We start from the raw sequence: 21,764 nt of genomic DNA on the forward strand, positions 1-21,764 counted from the left end.
TATTCAGTACGGATTGATCCATGTCCCCTCGCGAAATCCGCATCGCTACCCGCAAAAGTGCCCTGGCCTTGTGGCAGGCCGAATACGTCAAAGCTCGTCTGGAGCAGGCTCATCCCGGCCTGGTCGTGACGCTGGTGCCCATGGTCAGTCGCGGCGACAAGCTGCTTGATTCGCCCCTGTCGAAGATCGGAGGCAAGGGCCTGTTCGTCAAGGAGCTGGAAACCGCGCTGCTCGAAAACGAAGCCGATATTGCCGTGCACTCGATGAAAGACGTGCCCATGGACTTCCCCGAAGGCCTGGGCCTGTACTGCATCTGTGAGCGCGAAGACCCGCGCGATGCCTTTGTCTCCAACACCTACGCCAGCCTCGACGCATTGCCCCCGGGCAGTGTGGTCGGCACTTCGAGCCTGCGTCGCCAGGCTCAACTGCTGACCCGTCGCCCTGACCTGCAGATCCGCTTCCTGCGTGGCAACGTCAACACTCGCCTGGCCAAGCTCGATGCCGGCGAGTACGACGCGATCATCCTCGCCGCCGCGGGGCTGATTCGCCTGGGCTTCGAACACCGCATCAGCGACTCGATCAGCGTCGACGACAGCCTGCCGGCCGGTGGCCAGGGCGCCGTGGGCATTGAATGCCGCAGCGCCGACAGCGAAATCCACGCGCTGCTGGCGCCTCTGCATCACCAAGACACCGCCACCCGGGTCACTGCCGAGCGCGCTCTGAACAAGCACCTCAATGGTGGTTGCCAGGTGCCGATCGCCTGTTACGCCGTGCTTGAAGGCGAGCAGCTCTGGTTGCGTGGCCTGGTCGGCGATCCGAACGGTGGCTTGTTGCTCAGCGCTGAGGCCCGTGCGCCACGCGCCGCTGCCGAGGCCTTGGGTGTGCAAGTAGCCGAAGACCTTCTGCGCCAGGGTGCCGATGACATTCTGAAGGCGGTCTACGGTGAGGCAGGTCACGAGTGACTGGCTGGCGCCTGCTGCTGACGCGTCCGGCTGAGGATTCGGCGGCACTGGCGAGCTTGCTGGCCGAACAGGGGATTTTCAGCAGCAGCTTGCCGCTTTTGGAAATGGCTCCCTTGGCATTGACTGACACAATGCGTGCGGTGATCGACGGTTTCGACCGTTACTGCGCGGTCATAGTGGTCAGCAAGCCGGCAGCCAGAATGGGCCTGGCCCTGCTCGAGCAACGCTGGTCGCCGTTACCACGGGTGTCGTGGTTCAGCGTCGGCGCGGCGACGGCGCAGGTTCTGCAGGCACACGGCCTGGACGTCAGCTTTCCGCTGGAAGGCGATGACAGCGAAGCGTTGCTGCAGGTCAGGCAGTTGCGTGAGGCGATCGCGCGGCCCGCAGGGCGCGTGTTGATCCTGCGCGGTGAGGGTGGGCGTGAGCTGCTGGCTGAGCGTTTGCGCGAGCAAGGTGCTAGTGTCGATTACTTGGAGGTGTATCGTCGCGACTTGCCGCAGTACGCCGAGGCGACCTTGCCGGAACTGATTCGAGCGGAACGCTTGAACGGCCTGGTGGTCAGCAGTGGACAGGGTTTTGCGCACCTGCACCAAATGGCCGGTGATGCCTGGCCGGCGTTGGCGCAGTTGCCCTTGTTTGTGCCGAGCCCGCGTGTCGCCGAAATGGCACGGGCAGCGGGCGCCCGAACAGTTGTGGATTGTCGTGGTGCCAGTGCCACGGCCTTGCTAACGGCGTTGGGAGCAACCCGACCCGTTCTCTAATGCAAAGGATGGATACGTGAGCGAAACAGCCTTGCCTAAAGATGACGTCCAGCCCGCGCTCGATGCGCCGGTTGAAACTGTGAACAGCCCAGAGCCACGCCGGGGTAACGGACTGGCGATTCTGGCGTTGTTGGTGGGCGCCGCGGGCGTGGCCGTTGGCGGCTGGGGCGTCTGGCAGATGCGCAGCCTGCAGGCCAACACCCAGCAACAAATGGCGCAAATGCAGGCGCTGAGCGACCAGGCGCAAGGCCTCAAGCTCAATGAGCAACGCCTGACGGCACGCCTGGAGCAATTGCCGGGTGCCGACGAGCTGGACGCCCGACAGCGCCTGGTCGCCCAGTTGCAGGGCGACCAGCAGCGCTTGAACCAGCGCCTGGAAACCGTGCTAGGGGCCAGCCGCAAGGATTGGCGTTTGGCTGAGGCCGAACATCTGCTGCGCCTGGCCAGCCTGCGCCTCTCCGCTCTGCAAGACATCAGCAGCGCCCGGGCATTGGTCCAGGGTGCTGACGAAATTCTCCGTGAGCAGAATGACCCGGGTGCCTTTGCCGCCCGCGAGCAGCTCGCCAAGAGCCTGGCAGCGTTGCGCAGCACCGAGCAGCCGGACCGCACCGGGTTGTTCCTGAAGCTGGGCGCCTTGCGTGACCAGGTCACCGAACTCACCGAGCTGGCGCCCGAGTACCACGACCGCGGCGACTCGCTGCTGGGCCTGACCGCCGATGGCGACGGGGCCAGTCGCTGGGCGCAATGGTGGGACCAGATATCGCGCTACATCCGCATCGATTTCAATGCCGACAAAAACATCCGTCCGTTGCTCGCCGGCCAGAGCCTGACCCAGGTCCGCCTGGCCTTGAGCCTGGCGATCGAGCAGGCGCAATGGGCCGCGCTTAACGGTCAGGCACCGGTCTACAGCCAGGCGCTGACCGAGGCGCGGGATGTGCTCAAAGGCAGTTTCAATCAGGACAACCCGCAAAGCCAGGTGATGCTTGAGCAGCTCAACGAACTGAGCAAGCAGCCGGTCACGGTAATGACCCCTGACCTGGCGACCACCTTGAGCGCGGTCCAGGGTTATCTGGAGCGGCGTAACGTGAATGCCGAGGAGTCGGTCAAGCCTGCGGCCAAGGCCGTCGAGGGCTCGACGCCGGAGACCAGTCCATGAAACGTCTCTATGTGATTGTGTTCCTGGTGATCGCCGCCGCTGGTGCGTTGGGGCTGGCGATTGCCCAGCACTCTGGGTACGTACTGATCGCCTACAAGACCTTCCGTTATGAGTCGAGCCTGTGGGCGACCTTGCTGCTGGTTGCGCTGATCTGGCTGGTGCTGTGGGGAGTCAAGGCCCTGGTCGAGTTGGTGGCGGTCTCCAGTGGTGTGGTCAATCCCTGGTCGAACCGCAACCGCAGCCGGCGGGTCCAGGTGGCGATCGAGCACGGTCAGCTGGACCTCGCCGAAGGCCGCTGGGCCAGCGCCCAGCGCCACCTGCAACGCGCTGCCGAGGCCGAGCGCCAGCCGCTGCTCTACTACCTGGGCGCTGCCCGGGCAGCCAATGAGCAGGGGCGCTATGAAGAAAGCGACAACCTGCTGGAGCGTGCCCTGGAGCGTCAGCCCCAGGCCGAGCTGGCGATTGCCTTGAGCCATGCGCAACTGCAGACCGACCGTGGCGATACCGACGGCGCCCTGTCCACGCTGCTGGCCATGCACGAACGTCATCCCCACAGTGTTCAAGTGTTGCGCCAGTTGCAGCGTCTGTATCAGCAACGGGGCGACTGGTCCTCGGTGATCCGCCTGTTGCCCGAGCTGCGCAAGGACAAGGCTTTGCCGGCCAGTGAGCTGGCTGAGCTGGAACGTCGGGCCTGGGGGGAAAACCTGACCCTGGCAGCGCGCCAGGACGAGGGTGGGACCGTGGGCCTGCAATCGCTCAATCGCGCCTGGCAACAGCTGACTTCGGCCCAGCGCCAGGAGCCACAACTGGTGCTGGCCTATGCCGAGCAGTTGCGTCAGCTGGGCGCCGAGGTCGAGGCTGAAGAGGTCCTGCGGGCCGCCCTCAAGCGTCAATACGACAGCCACCTGGCGCGCCTGTACGGGTTGCTGCGCGGCAGCGATCCGGCGCGCCAGTTGCAGACCGCCGAGGGCTGGCTGAAGCAGCACCCCAACGACCCAAGCCTGTTGCTGACCCTCGGCCGCTTGTGCCTGCAGACCAGCCTGTGGGGCAAGGCGCGGGACTATCTGGAAAGCAGCCTGCGCTTGCAGCGCAATCCGGAAGCCTGTGCCGAGCTGGCGCGGCTGCTGGCACAACTGGGTGATACCGACCGCAGCAATCAACTCTTCCAGGAAGGGCTTGGGCTGCTGGATGAGCGCCTGCTGGCTTCACCGTTACCGGTTCCCGTTCGAGTGTAGGATGGGATCAGGCAGGGCCGTCCAGAAGGGCGGACCTGCCGCGTCACGAAGGCCGGGCTACGTGTTGATCCTCACGCTGTAGGCGCAGTCTTACAGTGGGCTACACGGGGTCCTTTCACATTTGTCGGCGTTTCCCTACGTACTTGTCGAAGTCTCCGCGCAGCCCCGCCTTGAAAGGCCTCAGCGCTTTCCTCTACCGTAATGGCCTGTCCCTTCTTCTACGGATATGCCATGCCTTTGGCCTGCTCACGCTCCTTGTTCTTCATGGCGTTCCTTGCTGGTGCCATGGCCTTGGGCGCTTCGTATTATCTGGAGTACGCCATCGGGCTCGAGCCTTGTGGCCTTTGCATGCTGCAACGGGTCTGCCTGCTGCTGTTCACGCTGGTCTGCATGAGCGCTGCATTGCACGGCCCCCGTCGCCTGGGCAGCGTCCTGTACTGGCTGGCGGGGCTTGCCTGTGCCGGTGCGGGCACGGCCATTGCGTGGCGCCAGGTGCTGTTGCAGAGTGACCCGGTCGAGCAATTGGTGGCCTGTTCGCCCGAAGCCCTGGCCTATTCTTCCGACACTCCGCTGTTGTGCCTGCTCAGGCGAATGTTCGATGGCACTGTCGATTGTGCGCATATTTCCTGGTCGCTGTTCGACCTGAGCATCGCTGAGTGGAGCCTGATGTTTTTTGTCGCTGTGCTGATTCTCGCCGCCTACCAAACCCTGCGACTGGTCTGGTATGCCCGTCAGCGACCGTCCAGCGGCGAGTCGTCGCACCCGAGCTGGACAACGGATTAAACACTTGTATGAACTTTATCTCCTGCGTACCTTGAAGCAGTTGGCGTGCGAGCATAATCTGGCCCGCACGTGTCATTGGATTCATGTTGCTCGATGGTGCCTTGCCTGGCCGAACCTTGATCCTCAAGTCTTGCGGCCAGCGCGGGTGGCATTACCCAAAAGGGAAGAGAGATCACCATGCTCGAAAGTTGTCAGAATGCTCAGGAACGCTGGGGTGGAGTGCACCTGCTGATCGATCGCTGGTTGCAGGAGCGTCACGAGCTGGTTCGGGCCTATGATGCTCTCGGCGCCAAGCCCGAGGCGCTGGGCGACAATCGACAGCCCTTGCAGGAGTTTTGCGCAATCCTGGTCGACTACGTCTCTGCCGGCCACTTCGAAATCTACGAACAGCTCACCGGCGAGGCCAAGGCGTTTGGCGACAAACGCGGGCTGGAGTTGGCTGAAACCCTCTACCCACGCATCGACGTCATCACTGAAAAGCTGCTGGCGTTCAACGATCTGTGTGATGCCGGCAAGTGTGTTGCCGAGAAGTTCAAGGAGTTGGGGGGCTTGCTCCACGAGCGCTTCGAACTGGAAGACTGCCTGATCGAAGTGCTGCATACCGCCCACAAGGAAGAGGCTCCGGCACAAGCCTGAGTCTTGATCGGTTGGCAATCTGAAAACGGTGCGCATGGCGCGCCGTTTTTCGTTTTCGCGGATTGATCAGCCGGAGGCGCCCAGCAGCTCCACTTCAAATACCAAGGGTGTAAACGGAGCGATCAGATCTGCGGCGCCGTCGGCACCATAGGCTTGTGCCGAAGGAATCACCAAACGCCATTTCGCGCCCACCGGCATCTGCTGCAGAGCCGTGTGCCAACCACGGATCACACTGTCGAGACTGAACCATTGTGGCTGCTCGCTCTGATCGAACACCGTGCCGTCGGGTAGCTTGCCAACGTAGCGAACCTGGACCTTGCCGTGGGGGCCGGCCTTGACGCCGTTACCGGCAACTTGCTCGGTCAGCAGAATGCCGTCCGCCAGTTCGCGTACTCCCGGTCGGGCCTTTTCGCTGGCCAGAAAACGCTGCTCGGCTTGCAGGGCAACTTCACTTTGCGGTACGCCCGGCTGCTCGCTCATTCGTGCTTCGTGCTCGGCCAGGATTCGCTCGATCTGCTGGTCGTCCAGCGCCAGCGGCTTGCCTTGATAGGCCTGTTGCAACCCTTCGACCAAGGCCTGGATCTGCAGGTCGGGAGCCTCCTGGCGCAGGCGTTCACCCAGGCTCGCGCCGAGACTGTAGGCGAGATCATGAGCCTCATTTCCGGGTTTTTTTTCAGCAGCCTGAGCCATTGAAAAGATCAGGCACAGGGGTAAAAAAAGCAGACGCGACATGAGCACTCTCCAGCGTGGAATGCTCAGGATTATGCCAGTGAGAATACGTCGGACGGTGAACTGCTTTGTGGTGCAGGCGGAACATTTTCTGTTCCGTGCAACCCAAGGCAATCGATACTGTCAACATGACCTAGCGGCGGTAGCAGCAGAGGTCTAGTATGAGCCGCACTCACGTCAGCCAGGAGGTAAACCATGTCGGCCAATAAGAAGCCTGTAAATACTCCGTTGCACTTACTCCAACAGCTTTCGGGCAGCCTGCTCGAACATTTGGAAACTGCTTGTTCGCAAGCCTTGGCTGATGCTGAAAAACTGCTCGCCAAGCTGGAAAAGCAACGCGGAAAAGCTCAGGAAAAACTGCACAAGTCGCGCACCAAATTGCAGGACGCTGCGGCGGCCGGCAAAGCCAAGGCACAGGCCAAGGCCAAGGGTGCGGTCAAGGAACTTGAAGACCTGCTCGACGCGCTCAAGGACCGTCAATCCGAGACGCGCAACTACATCCTCAATCTCAAGCGCGATGCCCAGGAAAGCCTGAAACTGGCCCAGGGTGTGGGCCGGGTGAAAGAGGCCGTTGGCAAGGTCCTGACCCAGCGTTCGGCCAAGCCAGCACCTGCGGCAAAAAAACCTGCGGCCAAACCGGCAGCGACCAAGGCTGCGACTAAAACTGCAGCAGCCAAGCCTGCAGCCAAGGCCCCGGCTAAAACTGCAGCGGCCAAACCAGCGGCCAAGCCAGTGGCCAAGCCAGTGGCTAAAACCGCAGCCGCCAAACCAGCAGCCAAGCCAGTGGCCAAACCAGCTGCCAAGCCAGTAGCCAAACCAGCCGCCGCCAAACCGGCTGCCAAGCCAGTAGCGAAAACCGCAGCCGCCAAACCGGCCGTCAAGCCAGCCGCCAAACCGGTTGCCGCTAAACCTGCTGCCAAGCCGGCTGCTAAACCAGCTGCCAAGGCACCTGCCAAACCTGCAGCAAAACCCGCGGCAGCCAGCGTTGCGAAACCTGCCGCCAAGCCAGCAGCGGCCAAACCCGTCGCCAAACCTGCGGTGAAAAAACCGGTCGCCGCGAAACCGGCTGCTGCCAAACCGGCCCCCGCTGCCGTGGCTGCCAAGCCTGCGACCCCTGCACCAGCTGCTGCACCAGCACCGGCCGCAGTGACCAGCACCGCGCCAGCCGCCACCAACAGCACCACCACCCCGACCAGCGCTTCCTAAGCCGAGGTCAACGCGACGCGCAGCTGCTGCAGCGCGTCGCGATCAAGGTTGGCGGCGTCCGTCGCCAAACCTTCCAGCCACGCGGTCAAGTCGATCGCTTGAGCGACCGGCCAGTCCTGTGCCGAACTTTCCAGACGCTCCAATAGTTGCCGCTCGGCTGCAAGCTCCAGTGCCTTGACCTGCGTGCGCAGAGTCGCGAGCTGTGGGTCCGCGCCGGCGGCGGGCTTCCACAACGTGCGCAATTGCCGAAGGGGCTCCACCACGTCGCGGGACCAGGGCAAGGCGACTTGCGAAAGGGCTTGCAGGCGCTGTTGGCTACAGGCAACACCCCGCGCACCGAGCCAGGCTGCGCAGAGCAGCAGGCAGACGTTGGCCCCGGCGCCTTGCAATCGCAGGCACGCGTCTTCCACGCCTGGCCGTGCATAGGTGTCGAGGGAAAAGCTCCATAGGTCAGAGGGCATAGTGCTACTCGCGCTAGTTGCGAGCGAAGCTGGTAGACTCCGCCGCCATTATGATTCGACTTCAGAACCTGACTTTACAGCGTGGCCCGCAACGTCTGCTAGAAGACGCCGAGCTGACCCTGCACGCCGGCCACAAAGCCGGCCTCATCGGTGCCAACGGCGCCGGCAAATCGAGCCTGTTCGCCTTGATCCGGGGTGAACTGCACCCGGACTCGGGTGACTGCTTCCTGCCGGCCGATTGGCGTATCGCCCACATGCGCCAGGAAATCGAGACACTCGAACGCCTGGCGGTCGACTACGTGCTCGATGGCGACCTGCGTCTGCGCGAGGTCCAACGCGACCTTGCGACAGCCGAAGCGGCCCATGATGGTGCCGCCCTGGCGCGCCTGCATTCGGAGCTCGACAGCGCCGATGGCTATACCGCCGACGCCCGTGCGCGCAAATTGCTCGCCGGGCTGGGGTTCACCAACGAGCAGATGGACCGTCAGGTCGGAGATTTCTCCGGTGGCTGGCGGATGCGTCTGAACCTGGCGCAGGCATTGATGTGTCCATCGGACCTGTTGCTGCTCGATGAGCCGACCAACCACTTGGACCTCGACGCCATCATCTGGCTCGAAGAGTGGCTCAAGAGCTACCCCGGCACTCTGCTGCTGATTTCCCACGACCGTGACTTCCTCGATGCAGTGGTCGATCACGTGGCCCACGTCGACCAGCGCAAGATCACCCTGTACCGCGGTGGCTACACCGCGTTCGAACGGGCCCGTGCCGAGCGTCTGGCCCAGCAGCAACAGGCCTACGAGAAGCAGCAGGCGCAACGGGCGCACATGGAAAGCTACATCGCCCGTTTCAAGGCCCAGGCCACCAAGGCCCGTCAGGCCCAGAGCCGGATCAAGGCGCTGGAGCGGATGGAAGAGTTGTCCGCGGCCCACGTCGATTCGCCGTTCGACTTCGTGTTCCGCGAATCGACAAAAATCTCCAGCCCGCTGATCGACCTGTCCGACGCCCGCCTGGGGTATGGCGACAAGACCATCCTGGAGAAGGTCAAGCTGCAACTGACCCCCGGCGCCCGGATCGGCCTGCTCGGCCCCAACGGTGCCGGCAAGTCGACCCTGATCAAAAACCTTGCCGGTGAGCTCGATCCCCTGGCGGGCCGCCTGACCCGTGGCGAGAACACGGTGGTGGGTTACTTTGCTCAGCACCAACTGGACTCGCTGGATGCCAAGGCCAGCCCGTTGCTGCACTTGCAACGCCTGGCGCCGACCGAGCGTGAGCAGACCCTGCGCGACTTCCTCGGCGGCTTCGACTTCCGTGGTGCACGGATCGACGAGCCGGTGCTGAACTTCTCCGGCGGTGAAAAGGCTCGCCTGGCGCTGGCCTTGATCGCCTGGGAGCGGCCGAACCTGCTGCTGCTCGACGAACCCACCAACCACCTGGACCTGGAAATGCGCCTGGCGCTGACCATGGCCCTGCAGGAATTCAGTGGCGCGGTACTGGTGGTCTCCCACGACCGTCACCTGCTCAAAAGCACCACCGACAACTTTTTCCTGGTGGCCGATGGCAAGGTCGAGGAGTTCGACGGCGACCTGGAAGACTACGCCCGCTGGCTGGTCGAGTATCGCCAGCGCAACGCGCCGGTGAGCAACACCCCGGTCAACCCGGACAAGACCGACAAGAAGGCCCAGCGCCAGGCCGCCGCGGCGTTGCGTCAGCAACTGGCACCGCACAAGCGCGAAGCCGACAAGCTGGAAGCCGAACTGGGCAAGCTTCACGAGAAGCTGGCGAAGGTCGACACCAGTCTGGGCGACAGCGACATCTACGAGCCGGCGCGCAAGAACGAATTGCGTGACCTGCTGGCCGAACAGGCCAAATTGAAAGTCCGTGAAGCCGAGCTCGAAGAGGCCTGGATGGAAGCCCTGGAGCTGCTGGAGGGCATGCAGGCGGAGCTGGAGGCGTTGTCGTGATGGAAGCCTTCAAGCTGCCATTGCCGGCAGTGTGGGTCGAGCCGATCTGGCTCGGCGTGCAGATCCTGCTGATCCTGTTGGCGGGCTACCTGACGCAGCGCTTCGTGGCGAAGGGCCTGACCCGTCTGGGTGAGCGCTACCCGTTTCCGCCGCAGTTGCTGATGCCGCTGCGCGGCGGCCTGCGCTGGCTGATCATGGGCAGTGCGTTGATCTTTGTCCTCGAACGGCTGGGGGTTTCCGCCACGGTGCTGTGGACCGCGCTGTCCGGGTTTGTCGCGGTCGCCGCGGTGGCGTTCTTCGCCATTTGGAGTGTGCTGTCGAACCTGCTGTGCGCGATCCTGATCTTCACCGTCGGGCCGTTTCGCCTGGGTGATGTGGTCGAACTGGTGGATACCACGGACAAGCCCGGCGTCAAGGGGCGGGTGGTGGCGATCAACTTGCTGTACACCACGTTGATCGAGGCCGAGGAACTGGGCACCGGCAGCGCCATGGTGCAAGTGCCCAACAGCCTGTTCTTCCAGCGCTCGGTGCGCCGCTGGCGCGGTAGCGACGTACTGCCTTCCAGCGGCTTTGAAAAATAGCCGGACACGCTGGTCGGCAGCGGCCACTTTCTACAAAAAATCGATAGTCATTCACCGGCTGGCGCATTAGCTTAGACGCCTGACAAGCGTTTGAGTCGAGGTGTGCGATGGTGCTAGAAACATGGCTGGCGTTTTTTGCCGCGTGCTGGGTAATCAGTCTTTCTCCGGGCGCTGGCGCTATCGCGTCGATGTCCAGCGGTTTGCGCTACGGGTTCTGGCGCGGTTACTGGAATGCCCTGGGCCTGCAACTGGGCCTGGCCTTGCAGATCGCGATCGTCGCGGCCGGGGTCGGGGCGATCCTGGCGACCTCAGCCACTGCGTTTTATGCGATCAAATGGTTTGGTGTGGCCTACCTGGTGTTTCTCGCCGTCAAGCAATGGCAAGCGCTGCCCAGCGACCTGAACGATGAGGCGGCAGTCCGCCCGATCGGCAAGCCCCTGGCGCTGGTGTTTCGCGGTTTCCTGGTCAACATCAGCAACCCCAAGGCGCTGGTGTTCATGCTGGCGGTACTGCCACAGTTCATCGACCCGCACGCCCCGCTCGTGGCGCAGTACCTGATCCTGGGTGCGACGATGATCTGCGTTGACCTGGTGGTGATGGCCGGCTACACCGGCCTCGCGTCCAAGGTGCTGCGCCTGCTGCGTACGCCTAAACAACAGAAGCGCATGAACCGTACCTTTGCCGGTTTGTTCATCGGTGCCGCAGCGTTTATGGCGACCCTGCGTAAAGCCGTGGTGTAGGCCTTCCGCCACCTGGCAAGGCGACCCCGAGGGGTCGCCTTTTTCATTTCTGCGCGGGATAAAATCGCACACAGCACGACAAAGCTTGAATGAAACTCATTCGAAGTGAACAATGTGTAACTTCGTATTTCCAATTGAGATTCATTCATGACTGCCCCGTCCCGTTTTCTGGCCTGGCTGGTGCTCCCGTGGTTAACGCTGTGCAGCTTCAATCTGCTGGCCGACACCGTGGACGGTGCTCCCCAAGCCCTGCATGTACTTGACTACATTGGCGCCGACTACCCGGCGACGGTCGAGGCAGGCAAGGTGATTGATAGCGCCGAGTACCAGGAGCAGCTTGAGTTCCTGCGAGCGCTGCAAGCCTCTATCGCCGCGCTGCCGGCCAAGCCGCAGAAGGCGGAGCTGGAGCAGGGCGTGCTGGCACTGAACAAGGCGGTCGCCGAGCGCCAGGACGGTGCCAGTGTCGCCCGCCAGGCGCGGCAACTGGGTGCGAAGCTGGCAGTGGCCTACGAGGTCAGCCAGGCGCCGATCATTACCCCTGACCCCGTGCGCGGTGCGCCGTTGTACGCCCAGCATTGCTCGGTGTGCCACGGCGCCAATGGTGCTGGCGATGGCCCCGCAGGGGTCGGCCTGGAGCCTGCGCCCGCGAACCTGCGGGACAGGTCGCGCCAGGACCGTCTGAGCCTCTACGCGATCTACAGCACCCTTGGGCAGGGCATCGAAGGCACCGACATGCCGTCGTTCGCCGATCAGCTGGACGAGCGTCAGCGCTGGGACCTGGCGACTTACATCGCCAGTTTCAGCGTCGACCCGGCGGCGGTGAAAAACCAACAGACCTACAACCTGGCGGATCTGGCGCGCCAGACTCCAGCCGAAGTGCTGGCAGCCAACGGTCCTGAAGCGGCGGCCACCTTTCGCGCGCAACGGGCCCAGCCTCCGCAAGTCAAGCGTGGCCCGGGGCAGTTGCTCGACTACACCGCCGCGACCCTGGACAAGAGCATCGCCGCCTACCGTGCCGGCGACCACGACCAGGCCTACGACCTGTCGGTGGCGGCCTACCTGGAAGGGTTCGAACTGGTCGAGAGCTCCCTGGATAACGTCGACGCCACTGTGCGCAAAGACACCGAAAAGTCGCTGATGGCCTACCGTCAGTCACTGCAGGACGGCTTGCCGGTGGAGCAGGCCCAGCAGCGCCTGGACACCGCCAAAGCCAAGCTCAAGGAGTCCGCCAGCCGGCTGGGCAGTGATGGCTTGAGCTGGTCGCTGAGTTACCTCTCCGGCCTGTTGATCCTGTTGCGCGAGGGTCTGGAAGCAATCCTGGTGCTGGCGGCGATCCTGGCGTTCCTGCGTAACACAGGCCAGCAATCGGCGGTGCGCAGCGTCAACGTCGGCTGGGGCCTGGCCTTGTTGGCTGGCCTTGCCACCTGGGCGTTGGCCGCCTATGTGATCGATGTCAGTGGTGCCCAGCGCGAATTGCTCGAAGGGGCGACCGCGCTGTTTGCCAGCGTCATGGTGCTGTGGCTGGGGGTCTGGATGCACGACCGTCGCCATGCGGCGGCCTGGCAGGATTACATCAAGAGCAGCCTGGTGGGCGGAGGCGGGCGTTTCGGTTTTGCGATCCTGGCGTTTTTCTCGGTGTACCGCGAGCTGTTCGAAGTGATCCTGTTCTACGAAACCCTGTGGCTGCAAGCCGGTCCGGCCGGGCATAACGCGGTGCTGGCGGGCGGTGCAACCGCGCTGGTGCTGTTGATTGGCCTGGCCTGGGTGATTTTGCGCGGCTCGGCAAAGCTGCCTCTGGCGCTGTTCTTCGGCATCAATGCCGGCCTGCTGTGCGCCTTGTCGGTGGTGTTTGCCGGGCATGGCGTGAAAGCCTTGCAGGAGGCCGGGATCTTTGGCACGCGTCCGGTGCCATTCTTCGACTTCGATTGGCTGGGGATTCACGCTGACGCTTACTCGCTCGGCGCCCAGGCGGTGGCGATCCTGGCGATTGCCGTGCTGTACAGCCGCAGTCGTATGGCCGAGAAGCGGCGAATGATGGTTTCGTAACCAGCATTCGCTTCGCTCACAATCGCGGGCAAGTCGAATCGTCGCACCGCCGCTCCCACAAATTTAGCGTTAACCTTGTGGGGGCAGCGGGGCGACGATTCGACTGCCCGCGATGCTTTTAACAGAGGAAAACACGATGCGTGTCTGGATCGATGCCGACGCCTGCCCCAGGGCGGCGAAGGATCTGGTAGTGAAGTTTGCCCTCAAGCGTCAGTTCGAGGTGCTGCTGGTGGCGGGGCAGCCGCAGACCAAGCCGGGCCTGGCACTGGTCAAGTTGATCGTGGTGCCCAGTGGCCCGGATGCGGCGGACGACTACCTGGTTGAGCACGCCGTACCTGGCGAGTTGGTGATCTGCAGCGATGTGCCGCTGGCCGACCGCCTGGTGAAAAAGGGCGTTGCCGCGTTGGACCCGCGTGGCAAGGAGTTCGATGCGCAGAACATGGGCGACCGCCTGGCGGTGCGCAACCTGTTCACCGACTTGCGTGAGCAGGGGCAGATGAGTGGCGGTCCGGCGCCGTTCGGCGAACGGGAAAAACAGGCGTTTGCCAATGCACTGGACCGTATCCTGACCCGGCTCAGCCGCCAGGCCTGAGCGTTGCCACCCAGGCCCTCTGCGCTGGCCAGCCAGCGCCTGCGGGGCAGGTCAGGCGTCGTTTTCGTGGGTCAGTTCGAGCACCCGGTCCACCAGCTTGTTGATGCCTGAAGCCACTTCGCTGATCGACTGCGCCAGCATGTAGGCCGGGGTGCTCACCAGTTTGCGTGCCTTGTCTTCGACGATGTCGGTGACGGCGCAGTCGGTATGGGTGGCGCCCATTTTGGTCAGCGCGGCGGCGGTATCGGCGTCGTTGCCAATGGTGCAGGTGACGCCGGGGCCGTAGATCTTCGCCGCCAGCGCTGGGGAAATACAGATCAGGCCCACGGGCTTGCCGGCTTCGGCAAAGGCTTCGGCCAGGGCCAGGACTTCCGGCTGCAGGCTGCAACCCGCGCCTTCGAGAGCAAAGTTGGAGAGGTTCTTGGCGGCACCGAAGCCCCCGGGAACGATCAGCGCGTCGAAGTCCTCGGCGTTGGCGTCACGCAGGTCCTTGACCTGGCCGCGGGCGATGCGGGCCGACTCCACCAGCACATTGCGCGACTCGGGCATTTCTTCGCCGCTCAGGTGGTTGATCACATGCAACTGGGTGATGTTCGGGGCGAAGCACTGCACTTGTGCGCCGCGCTGGTCCAGGCGCAGCAGGGTAATCACGCTTTCGTGGATCTCGGCGCCGTCATAGACGCCACAGCCGGAAAGTATCACTGCAACTTTTTTGCTCATGGGTTCTTCTCCAGGTTCATGGCGCTAAATGTCCACTAATTTGTCGCTCGTTGCCATAGGGTTGCTGCGCGTCCGGGCCTAATCTCAGGGCAACCACTGCTCACGGGTCGCGTCATGAATTTCATTTTGTATGCGGTGCCGTTTTTCTTCGTGCTGATTGCCATCGAGTTGCTGGCCGACCGTTGGCGTGGCGTCAGTTATTACCGCCTGGCGGACGCGATCAACAGCCTCAGCACGGGCGTGTTGTCGACCACCACCGGGTTGCTGACCAAGGGCGTGGGCCTGCTGACCTACGCCTTTGCCCTCGAGCACCTGGCGCTGTTCGAGCTGTCGGCCGACAACCCATGGACCTGGGTGTCGGCCTTTGTCCTCTATGACTTTTGCTACTACTGGCTGCATCGCTGTGGCCACGAGCGCAACATCCTCTGGGCGGCACATTCGGTGCACCATCAAAGCGAGGACTACAACCTGTCCACGGCGCTGCGCCAGACCAGCACCGGGTTCCTGCTGGGCTGGATCTTCTATCTGCCGCTGGCGGTGCTCGGCGTGCCCCTGCTGGTGTTTGTCAGTGTCGCGGCGCTGAACCTGCTGTACCAGTTCTGGGTCCACACCCGGCACATTCCCAAGCTGGGCTGGTTCGAGTGGTTCTTCATTACCCCATCCAATCATCGGGTTCACCATGCACAGAACGCTCTCTACATGGATCGCAACTACGGCGGGGTGTTCATTATTTGGGACCGACTGTTTGGCTCCTATCAGGAGGAAGACGACAACGAGCCGGTGATTTTTGGCGTGACCACGCCGCTGGCCAGTTGGAATCCGTTGTGGGCCAATGTGCAGTTCTACGCGCAGTTGTGGGCCGATGCGCGGCGCGCCGAGCGGCGGTGGGACAAGCTGCGGATCTGGTTCATGCGCACCGGCTGGCGGCCGGCGGACGTCGCCGCCAAGTACCCGCTGTCCAAGCCGCAGTTGAGCCAGTTCCGCAAGTTCGAGGTGCCATTGGGCAGGCGCCAGCAACTGTACATAGCCATGCAGTTCTGCCTGTACGTTGCCTTGGGCAGTTACCTGCTGGGCCGCGAGCAACAACTGCCAGGCAGCGCATTGCTGCTGGGCTGGGCCGCGCTGGCGTTCGGTCTCTATGTGCTGGGTATGGCCCTGGAGAATCGCCTGCAGGCGGTCAGGCTGGAACTGCTGCGGCTGCTATCGAACCTGCCGCTGGTGTGGCTGGCACCGCTGGTGGGGCTATGGCCGGCCAGCCATCTGGTCTGGGTCGGCCTGTGCGCTTACAGCGTGCTGAGTGTGATTGCGCTCTACGGTTGCCGAAGGTCTTTCACTCGGCTGGCGTCTTAGGCTCGTTCTTGGCCTTTTCGGCGATCAAGGCCTGCTCGTCGGCATAGATCTGGCGGGCCAGGCGCGCGTTCTTGAAACGTCGACGCAGCCACAGGACCACGCCCAGCACCAGCAGGGCGCCAAGTACCCATAGCTCGTACTTCTTGACGCTGCCCAACATGCCTTCGAGCACGGCGCCAAAATGATAGGCGGCTGCCGCCAGCGCGGTGGCCCAGATCGCCGCGCCGATGCCGTTGAGGATCAGGTAGCGTCCCGGCGGGTATCCCGACAGGCCGATGGCCACCGGCATCACCGTGCGCAGGCCGTAGACGAAACGAAAGCTCAGGACCCAGATGTCCGGGTGCTTGCGGATATGCTCCAGCGCCCGGTCGCCCATCATTTGCCAGCGTGGCTTGCGCGCCAGCAGCTTGCGCCCGTGCTTGCGTCCCAGGAAGTACCACAGCTGGTCACCGGCATAGCTGCCGAGGAACGCGACGACCACCACCACATTGATGTCCATGTATCCGCGGAACGCGAGGAATCCCGCAAGAACCAGGATGGTTTCGCCTTCGAAGAACGTGCCTAGAAAGAGGGCAAAGTAGCCAAAATCATGCAGGAATTGTTGGAGCATTGTCTGGGTGCTGGCGAAATGAACGCGCAGCCTAACCCTTCGGGCCCATGGAGGAAAGTATCCAAATGTGTCTCGACGTGAACTATTCCTACAAGGACAATGAATGCGGCTACCGGTCACAGGGGTGCACACAACTGTCATACGACGGTCATAATGAGTGCTTATAACTGTCACGCTCGCCCGCCAGCGCGGGCTCAGGAGTCTGCCGTGAGCTTTACCCCCGCCAACCGTTTGTTTCCTGCAACCCGCCTGCGACGCAACCGTCGTGATGATTTTTCGCGCCGTCTGGTGCGGGAAAATGTCCTGACCAGCAACGACCTGATTTTGCCGGTGTTTGTGCTGGACGGTGAGAACCGTCGCGAAGCGGTGGCCTCGATGCCGGGCGTGGAGCGCCTGACCATTGACCTGTTGCTCGAAGAAGCGGCCCAGTGGGTCGAGCTGGGCATCCCGGCCATTGCGCTGTTCCCGGTGACCCCGAGCGAGCTCAAGTCCCTGGACGCCGCCGAGGCCTGGAACCCGGACGGCATCGCCCAGCGCGCCACCCGCGCCCTGCGTGCACGCTTCCCGGAGCTGGGGGTAATCACGGATGTCGCGCTGGACCCGTTCACCACCCACGGCCAGGACGGTATCCTCGATGAGGAAGGCTACGTGCAGAACGACATCACCGTCGATGCACTGGTCCGCCAGGCCTTGTCCCATGCCGCTGCGGGCGCCCAGGTGGTGGCCCCCTCGGACATGATGGATGGGCGAATCCAGGCAATCCGCGAGGCGCTGGAGCTGGCCGGTCATGTCAACGTGCGGATCATGGCCTACTCGGCCAAGTACGCCAGTGCCTACTACGGCCCGTTCCGCGATGCGGTCGGTTCGGCCCTGAACCTGGGCAAGGCGAACAAGGCGTCCTACCAGATGGACCCGGCCAACGGCAACGAAGCCTTGCATGAAGTGGCTAGCGACTTGTCAGAAGGTGCGGATATGGTCATGGTCAAGCCAGGCATGCCGTACCTGGATATTCTTTATCGGGTCAAAGAAGAATTTAAAGTGCCGACCTTTGTCTATCAGGTCAGCGGTGAATACGCCATGCACATGGCGGCAATCCAGAATGGCTGGTTGAGCGAGGGGGTGATTCTTGAATCCCTGACCGCTTTCAAACGCGCCGGTGCTGATGGCATCCTCACTTACTTTGCCGTACGTGCCGCTCAATTGTTACGAGAGCAAAAATAGCCCTCCCAGGAACACGCGATGAATACCGAAGGACTCACTGAAGTTGCTGTAAACGAAGCTCAGCCCGTGGTCGAGCCCGTCGTTGAATCCACCCCCGAAGCGCTGCCGGAACTTGAGCCGGTCCCGGTCCCGGTCCCGGCCCCGGTCGCGGCGGCGCCGGTGGTGGTCGCCGACACCGCCCCTGCGGCACCGGCCATCGCGATCCCGGGCCTGGATGACAGCAGCCTGTACATCCATCGCGAGCTGTCGCAACTGCAGTTCAACATCCGCGTGCTGGAACAGGCGCTGGACGAGTCCTATCCCTTGCTGGAGCGGCTGAAGTTCCTGCTGATCTTCTCCAGCAACCTGGATGAGTTCTTCGAGATTCGTGTCGCCGGGCTGAAGAAGCAGATCACCTTCGCCCGTGAACAAGCCGGTGCCGACGGCCTGCAGCCGCATCAGGCGCTGGCGCGCATCAGCGAACTGGTGCACGGCCACGTCGATCGCCAGTACGCCATCCTCAATGACATCCTGTTGCCGGAGCTGGAGAAACATCAGGTCCGCTTCATCCGTCGGCGTCACTGGAACACCAAGATCAAGACCTGGGTGCGCCGCTATTTCCGCGACGAGATCGCGCCGATCATCACCCCGATCGGCCTCGATCCGACGCACCCGTTCCCATTGCTGGTGAACAAGAGCCTGAACTTCATCGTCGAGCTCGAGGGTATCGACGCCTTCGGTCGCGACTCCGGCCTGGCGATCATCCCGGCGCCACGCTTGCTGCCGCGGGTCATCAAACTGCCGGAAGAAGTGGGCGGCACGGGCGACAACTATGTGTTCCTGTCGTCGATGATCCACGCGCACGCCGACGACCTGTTCCAGGGCATGAAGGTCAAGGGCTGCTACCAGTTCCGCCTGACCCGCAACGCCGACCTGTCGGTCGACACCGAAGATGTCGAAGACCTGGCCCGCGCTCTGCGCGGTGAGCTGTTCTCGCGGCGCTACGGTGATGCGGTGCGCCTGGAGGTGGCCGATACCTGCCCGAAACACCTGTCCGACTACCTGCTCAAGCAGTTCAACCTGCACGAGACCGAGTTGTATCAGGTCAACGGCCCGGTCAACCTGACGCGCCTGTTCAGCATCACCGGCCTGGACAGTCATCCCGAGCTGCAATACATGCCGTTCACCCCGCAGATCCCGAAACTGCTCCAGAACAGCGAGAACATTTTCAGCGTGATCAGCAAGCAGGACATTCTGCTGCTGCACCCCTTCGAGTCGTTTACGCCGGTGGTCGATCTGCTGCGCCAGGCCGCCAAGGACCCACATGTGCTGGCGGTCCGCCAGACGCTGTACCGTTCCGGCGCCAACTCGGAAATCGTCGATGCCCTGGTCGACGCCGCGCGCAACGGCAAGGAAGTCACGGCCGTGATCGAACTGCGCGCGCGCTTTGATGAAGAGTCCAACCTGCAACTGGCCAGCCGCTTGCAGGCTGCCGGTGCGGTGGTGATCTACGGGGTGGTCGGCTTCAAGACCCACGCCAAGATGATGCTGATCCTGCGTCGCGAGGCCGGCGAGATCGTCCGCTACGCGCACTTGGGTACCGGTAACTACCACGCCGCCAACGCCCGTCTGTACACCGACTACAGCTTGCTGACGTCCGACGATGCCTTGTGCGAAGACGTCGGCAAACTGTTCAGCCAGTTGATCGGCATGGGCAAGACGCTGCGCATGAAGAAGCTGTTGCACGCGCCGTTTACCCTGAAGAAGGGCATGCTCGACATGATTGCCCGCGAAACCCAGTTTGCGCTCGACGGCAAGCCGGCACACATCATCGCCAAGTTCAACTCGCTGACCGATCCGAAGATCATCCGCGCGCTGTACAAGGCCAGCCAGTCCGGGGTGCGCATCGACCTGGTGGTGCGTGGCATGTGCTGCCTGCGGCCAGGCATCGCCGGGGTCTCGCACAATATTCACGTGCGTTCGATCATCGGTCGCTTCCTTGAGCACACACGGGTGTTCTACTTCCTCAATGGCGGCGAGGAGCAGATGTTCCTGTCCAGTGCCGACTGGATGGAGCGCAACCTGGATAAACGGGTCGAGACCTGCTTCCCGGTGGAAGGCAAGAAACTGCTGACCCGGGTCAAGAAAGAGCTGGAGCTGTACCTCAGCGACAACACCCACAGCTGGAGCCTGCAGTCGGACGGTCGGTACATCCGCAACACCCCGACCGGCAACCAGAACCCGCGCAGTGCGCAGGCGACGTTGCTCGAGCGCCTGGGCAGCCCGATCCTGCCGGTCAGCAGTTGATCTGCAGCTAGCAGGCAAAAAAATGGCGATCCCTGGGGATCGCCATTTTTGTTTGTGCAGCGCTCAGGCCACGGGTCAGCGCACGTTGAGGGTGAACCCGATCCGCGCCAGCCACTCGGCCTCCAGGGCGAAGTCGGCCTGGGTCAGTTGATTGTCGTCCAGCCACTTTTCCGGGAACAGCACATCCAGGCTGTCGCCGTTGGCGTGCAGGGTGACTTGGGGCATCGTCTGGGTGCCACGGATGTGATGGAACAGGATCGCGAAGCGCAGCAGCACGCACAAGCGGATCAGCTTGATGCCTTCGTCGCCGAACTCGGCAAACTTGTCCTTGGGAATGTTGCGGCGGTGGCCGCGCACCAGCAGCGCCAGCATCAACTGGTCCTCGCGGGAGAAACCGGCGAGGTCGGAGTGCTCGATCAGGTAGGCGCCGTGCTTGTGGTAATGGTAGTGGGCGATATCCAGGCCAACTTCATGGACCTTGGCGGCCCAGCCCAGCAGCTCGCGCCACACACCGTCATCCAGCTCCCAGTCCACCGCCACCTGGTCGAACGCGTGCAGGGCCTTGCGTTCAACCCGGGCGGCTTGTTCCAGGTCGACGTGGTAGCGGTCCATCAGCGAGCTCAGGGTGCGCTCACGGACGTCTTCGTGGTGATGGCGGCCCAGCAGGTCGTACAGCACACCTTCGCGCAGGGCGCCGTCGCAATGGTCCATGCGCTGCAGTTCAAGGGCATCGAAAATGGCTTCGAGAATCGCCAGGCCGGCCGGGAAGATCGCCCGGCGGTCAGGCTTGATGCCTTCAAAGTCGATTTTCTCGACGTCGCCCAGCTTGAACAGCTTGCGCTTGAGCCAGGCCAGGCCTTCGGCATTGACCTCGCCCGTGCCATGACCGCCGGCCTTGAGGGCCAGGCCGATGGCGCGGATGGTGCCCGAGGAGCCGATCGCCTCATCCCAGGTCAGGCGGTGCAGGGCGTGTTCGATGCTCATGATCTCCAGGCGCGCTGCGGTGTATGCCTGGGCGTAGCGTGCCGGGGTGATCTTGCCGTCCTTGAAGTAGCGCTGGGTGAAGCTCACGCAGCCCATTTGCAGGCTTTCGCGCAGCAGCGGCTCAAAGCGCTGGCCAATGATGAATTCGGTACTGCCGCCACCAATGTCGGCGACCAGGCGCTTGCCCGGGGTGTCGGCGAGGGTGTGGGAGACGCCCAGGTAAATCAGGCGCGCCTCTTCACGGCCGGAGATGACTTCGACCGGGTGGCCGAGGATTTCTTCGGCGCGGCGGATGAATTCGCCACGGTTGCGCGCCTCACGCAGGGCGTTGGTGCCGACGATCCGCACCGCGCCCAAAGGCATGCCGTTGATCAGTTGGGCAAATCGCTTGAGGCAATCGAGCCCGCGCTGCATGGATTCTTCATTGAGCTGGCGGGCCTCGTCGATCCCGGCCGCCAGTTGCACCTTTTCGCCAAGCCGCTCGAGAATGCGGATCTCATTGTGGTGAGCCTTGGCCACGACCATATGAAAGCTGTTCGAGCCCAGGTCGATAGCGGCGATCAGGGACAGATTCTTGGCTTGGGATTGGGGCATGGTCTAGAGGTCTCGGTCGATAACCCGACCATCGTGCCACGATCAATCGCTGCCGCCAACGCGCAGTGTTCAAAGCCTTGATCCAGTGCAGGAAAACCGCTGACTGCTGCGCGGTCAATCGCGGGCAAGCCCGCTCCCACCTGTGGGTTT

Annotated in this window: 20 protein-coding genes; 15 read left to right on the plus strand and 5 right to left on the minus strand. The window is 62.9% G+C overall.

Translation table 11 applies throughout. The annotated features are described in order from the left end of the window. The first annotated feature begins 20 nt into the window (after nt 1-20). The 6 genes from hemC to rsd all read left to right on the plus strand — a co-directional run bounded on the left by hemC (nt 21) and on the right by rsd (nt 5,533). Nucleotides 21-962 carry a hydroxymethylbilane synthase gene (hemC, locus tag Q1W70_RS11180; RefSeq protein ID WP_302098824.1) on the plus strand — a complete coding sequence of 314 codons (942 nt, stop codon included), beginning with the start codon at nt 21-23 and terminating at the stop codon, nt 960-962. Then, nucleotides 959-1,723 carry a uroporphyrinogen-III synthase gene (locus Q1W70_RS11185; RefSeq protein WP_166589245.1) on the plus strand — a complete coding sequence of 255 codons (765 nt, stop codon included), beginning with the start codon at nt 959-961 and terminating at the stop codon, nt 1,721-1,723. Before hemC ends, Q1W70_RS11185 begins: the two co-directional genes overlap by 4 nt. A gap of 16 nt (nt 1,724-1,739) precedes the next feature. Continuing rightward, complete coding sequence (locus Q1W70_RS11190) at nt 1,740-2,879, plus strand: uroporphyrinogen-III C-methyltransferase (RefSeq protein WP_166589244.1); 1,140 nt, start codon at nt 1,740-1,742, stop codon at nt 2,877-2,879. Continuing rightward, complete coding sequence (locus Q1W70_RS11195; protein ID WP_185818439.1) at nt 2,876-4,114, plus strand: heme biosynthesis protein HemY; 1,239 nt, start codon at nt 2,876-2,878, stop codon at nt 4,112-4,114. Before Q1W70_RS11190 ends, Q1W70_RS11195 begins: the two co-directional genes overlap by 4 nt. Nucleotides 4,115-4,345: 231 nt before the next feature. Next, on the plus strand, nt 4,346-4,897 hold the full coding sequence (locus Q1W70_RS11200) for a disulfide bond formation protein B (RefSeq protein ID WP_182342830.1): 552 nt from the start codon (nt 4,346-4,348) through the stop codon (nt 4,895-4,897). 177 nt (nt 4,898-5,074) lie between these two features. After that, nucleotides 5,075-5,533 (plus strand): sigma D regulator, encoded by a 459-nt coding sequence (rsd, locus tag Q1W70_RS11205; protein ID WP_166589241.1) that lies wholly within the window; start codon nt 5,075-5,077, stop codon nt 5,531-5,533. A 66-nt stretch (nt 5,534-5,599) separates the two neighbouring features. Here the strand turns inward: rsd and Q1W70_RS11210 are convergent, their stop codons facing one another. Continuing rightward, nucleotides 5,600-6,265, minus strand: coding sequence for an FKBP-type peptidyl-prolyl cis-trans isomerase (locus Q1W70_RS11210; RefSeq protein ID WP_265536949.1), 666 nt, complete (start codon nt 6,263-6,265; stop codon nt 5,600-5,602). 192 nt (nt 6,266-6,457) lie between these two features. Between Q1W70_RS11210 and Q1W70_RS11215 the strand changes: the two genes are divergently transcribed. After that, entirely contained in the window at nt 6,458-7,468 is a 1,011-nt protein-coding gene (locus tag Q1W70_RS11215) for an AlgP family protein (protein WP_302098825.1), read from the plus strand. On the opposite strand, the gene Q1W70_RS11220 is transcribed toward Q1W70_RS11215, so the two are convergent. After that, nucleotides 7,465-7,929 (minus strand): TIGR02444 family protein, encoded by a 465-nt coding sequence (locus Q1W70_RS11220; RefSeq protein ID WP_302098826.1) that lies wholly within the window; start codon nt 7,927-7,929, stop codon nt 7,465-7,467. The two genes, Q1W70_RS11215 and Q1W70_RS11220, sit on opposite strands and share 4 nt — an antisense overlap. A 50-nt stretch (nt 7,930-7,979) precedes the next feature. Between Q1W70_RS11220 and Q1W70_RS11225 the strand changes: the two genes are divergently transcribed. The 5 genes from Q1W70_RS11225 to Q1W70_RS11245 all read left to right on the plus strand — a co-directional run bounded on the left by Q1W70_RS11225 (nt 7,980) and on the right by Q1W70_RS11245 (nt 13,849). After that, a complete protein-coding gene (locus Q1W70_RS11225; RefSeq protein ID WP_302098827.1) occupies nt 7,980-9,890 on the plus strand; it encodes an ATP-binding cassette domain-containing protein in 1,911 nt (636 codons plus the stop codon). Continuing rightward, on the plus strand, nt 9,890-10,471 hold the full coding sequence (locus Q1W70_RS11230) for a mechanosensitive ion channel family protein (protein WP_265536947.1): 582 nt from the start codon (nt 9,890-9,892) through the stop codon (nt 10,469-10,471). The genes Q1W70_RS11225 and Q1W70_RS11230 overlap by 1 nt, the downstream gene beginning before the upstream one ends. Nucleotides 10,472-10,578: 107 nt before the next feature. Then, a complete protein-coding gene (locus Q1W70_RS11235) occupies nt 10,579-11,211 on the plus strand; it encodes a LysE family transporter (protein ID WP_166589236.1) in 633 nt (210 codons plus the stop codon). A 147-nt stretch (nt 11,212-11,358) separates the two neighbouring features. Next, nucleotides 11,359-13,257 carry a cytochrome c/FTR1 family iron permease gene (locus tag Q1W70_RS11240; protein ID WP_166589235.1) on the plus strand — a complete coding sequence of 633 codons (1,899 nt, stop codon included), beginning with the start codon at nt 11,359-11,361 and terminating at the stop codon, nt 13,255-13,257. A gap of 136 nt (nt 13,258-13,393) precedes the next feature. Beyond that, on the plus strand, nt 13,394-13,849 hold the full coding sequence (locus Q1W70_RS11245; RefSeq protein WP_095164772.1) for a YaiI/YqxD family protein: 456 nt from the start codon (nt 13,394-13,396) through the stop codon (nt 13,847-13,849). A gap of 51 nt (nt 13,850-13,900) precedes the next feature. Here the strand turns inward: Q1W70_RS11245 and elbB are convergent, their stop codons facing one another. Continuing rightward, entirely contained in the window at nt 13,901-14,569 is a 669-nt protein-coding gene (gene elbB, locus Q1W70_RS11250; RefSeq protein WP_166589234.1) for an isoprenoid biosynthesis glyoxalase ElbB, read from the minus strand. A gap of 114 nt (nt 14,570-14,683) precedes the next feature. On the opposite strand from elbB, the gene Q1W70_RS11255 reads away from it, so the two are divergent. After that, nucleotides 14,684-15,919, plus strand: a complete 1,236-nt coding sequence (locus Q1W70_RS11255) for a sterol desaturase family protein (protein ID WP_302098828.1) — start codon at nt 14,684-14,686, stop codon at nt 15,917-15,919. Here Q1W70_RS11255 and Q1W70_RS11260 read toward each other — a convergent pair. After that, nucleotides 15,900-16,529, minus strand: a complete 630-nt coding sequence (locus tag Q1W70_RS11260) for a DedA family protein (RefSeq protein ID WP_166589232.1) — start codon at nt 16,527-16,529, stop codon at nt 15,900-15,902. The genes Q1W70_RS11255 and Q1W70_RS11260 overlap by 20 nt on opposite strands. A 207-nt stretch (nt 16,530-16,736) precedes the next feature. Between Q1W70_RS11260 and hemB the strand changes: the two genes are divergently transcribed. Together hemB and ppk1 are read left to right on the plus strand one after the other, a co-directional pair. Beyond that, entirely contained in the window at nt 16,737-17,750 is a 1,014-nt protein-coding gene (gene hemB / locus Q1W70_RS11265; protein WP_095164764.1) for a porphobilinogen synthase, read from the plus strand. Nucleotides 17,751-17,768: 18 nt separating this feature from the next. After that, the gene (gene ppk1 / locus Q1W70_RS11270) at nt 17,769-20,036 is read left to right on the plus strand and encodes a polyphosphate kinase 1 (RefSeq protein ID WP_302098829.1); all 2,268 of its coding nucleotides are present in this window, start codon (nt 17,769-17,771) and stop codon (nt 20,034-20,036) included. A gap of 75 nt (nt 20,037-20,111) precedes the next feature. Here the strand turns inward: ppk1 and ppx are convergent, their stop codons facing one another. Next, the gene (ppx, locus tag Q1W70_RS11275) at nt 20,112-21,614 is read right to left on the minus strand and encodes an exopolyphosphatase (protein ID WP_166589230.1); all 1,503 of its coding nucleotides are present in this window, start codon (nt 21,612-21,614) and stop codon (nt 20,112-20,114) included. Nucleotides 21,615-21,764: the final 150 nt, after the last annotated feature.

Source organism: Pseudomonas kielensis (genome assembly GCF_030505375.1).
GTDB lineage: Bacteria > Pseudomonadota > Gammaproteobacteria > Pseudomonadales > Pseudomonadaceae > Aquipseudomonas > Aquipseudomonas kielensis.

What these genes read in the sequence shown, in the direction of transcription:
- Q1W70_RS11260 (WP_166589232.1), bottom strand. Translation starts at nt 16,529, where the DNA reads ATGCTCCAACAATTCCTGCATGATTTTGGCTACTTTGCCCTCTTTCTA.
- Q1W70_RS11220 (WP_302098826.1), bottom strand. Translation starts at nt 7,929, where the DNA reads ATGCCCTCTGACCTATGGAGCTTTTCCCTCGACACCTATGCACGGCCA.
- elbB (WP_166589234.1), bottom strand. Translation starts at nt 14,569, where the DNA reads ATGAGCAAAAAAGTTGCAGTGATACTTTCCGGCTGTGGCGTCTATGAC.
- Q1W70_RS11235 (WP_166589236.1), top strand. Translation starts at nt 10,579, where the DNA reads ATGGTGCTAGAAACATGGCTGGCGTTTTTTGCCGCGTGCTGGGTAATC.
- Q1W70_RS11230 (WP_265536947.1), top strand. Translation starts at nt 9,890, where the DNA reads ATGGAAGCCTTCAAGCTGCCATTGCCGGCAGTGTGGGTCGAGCCGATC.
- Q1W70_RS11215 (WP_302098825.1), top strand. Translation starts at nt 6,458, where the DNA reads ATGTCGGCCAATAAGAAGCCTGTAAATACTCCGTTGCACTTACTCCAA.
- Q1W70_RS11255 (WP_302098828.1), top strand. Translation starts at nt 14,684, where the DNA reads ATGAATTTCATTTTGTATGCGGTGCCGTTTTTCTTCGTGCTGATTGCC.
- Q1W70_RS11210 (WP_265536949.1), bottom strand. Translation starts at nt 6,265, where the DNA reads ATGTCGCGTCTGCTTTTTTTACCCCTGTGCCTGATCTTTTCAATGGCT.
- rsd (WP_166589241.1), top strand. Translation starts at nt 5,075, where the DNA reads ATGCTCGAAAGTTGTCAGAATGCTCAGGAACGCTGGGGTGGAGTGCAC.
- hemC (WP_302098824.1), top strand. Translation starts at nt 21, where the DNA reads ATGTCCCCTCGCGAAATCCGCATCGCTACCCGCAAAAGTGCCCTGGCC.
- Q1W70_RS11195 (WP_185818439.1), top strand. Translation starts at nt 2,876, where the DNA reads ATGAAACGTCTCTATGTGATTGTGTTCCTGGTGATCGCCGCCGCTGGT.
- Q1W70_RS11225 (WP_302098827.1), top strand. Translation starts at nt 7,980, where the DNA reads ATGATTCGACTTCAGAACCTGACTTTACAGCGTGGCCCGCAACGTCTG.
- Q1W70_RS11240 (WP_166589235.1), top strand. Translation starts at nt 11,359, where the DNA reads ATGACTGCCCCGTCCCGTTTTCTGGCCTGGCTGGTGCTCCCGTGGTTA.
- ppx (WP_166589230.1), bottom strand. Translation starts at nt 21,614, where the DNA reads ATGCCCCAATCCCAAGCCAAGAATCTGTCCCTGATCGCCGCTATCGAC.
- Q1W70_RS11245 (WP_095164772.1), top strand. Translation starts at nt 13,394, where the DNA reads ATGCGTGTCTGGATCGATGCCGACGCCTGCCCCAGGGCGGCGAAGGAT.
- Q1W70_RS11200 (WP_182342830.1), top strand. Translation starts at nt 4,346, where the DNA reads ATGCCTTTGGCCTGCTCACGCTCCTTGTTCTTCATGGCGTTCCTTGCT.
- ppk1 (WP_302098829.1), top strand. Translation starts at nt 17,769, where the DNA reads ATGAATACCGAAGGACTCACTGAAGTTGCTGTAAACGAAGCTCAGCCC.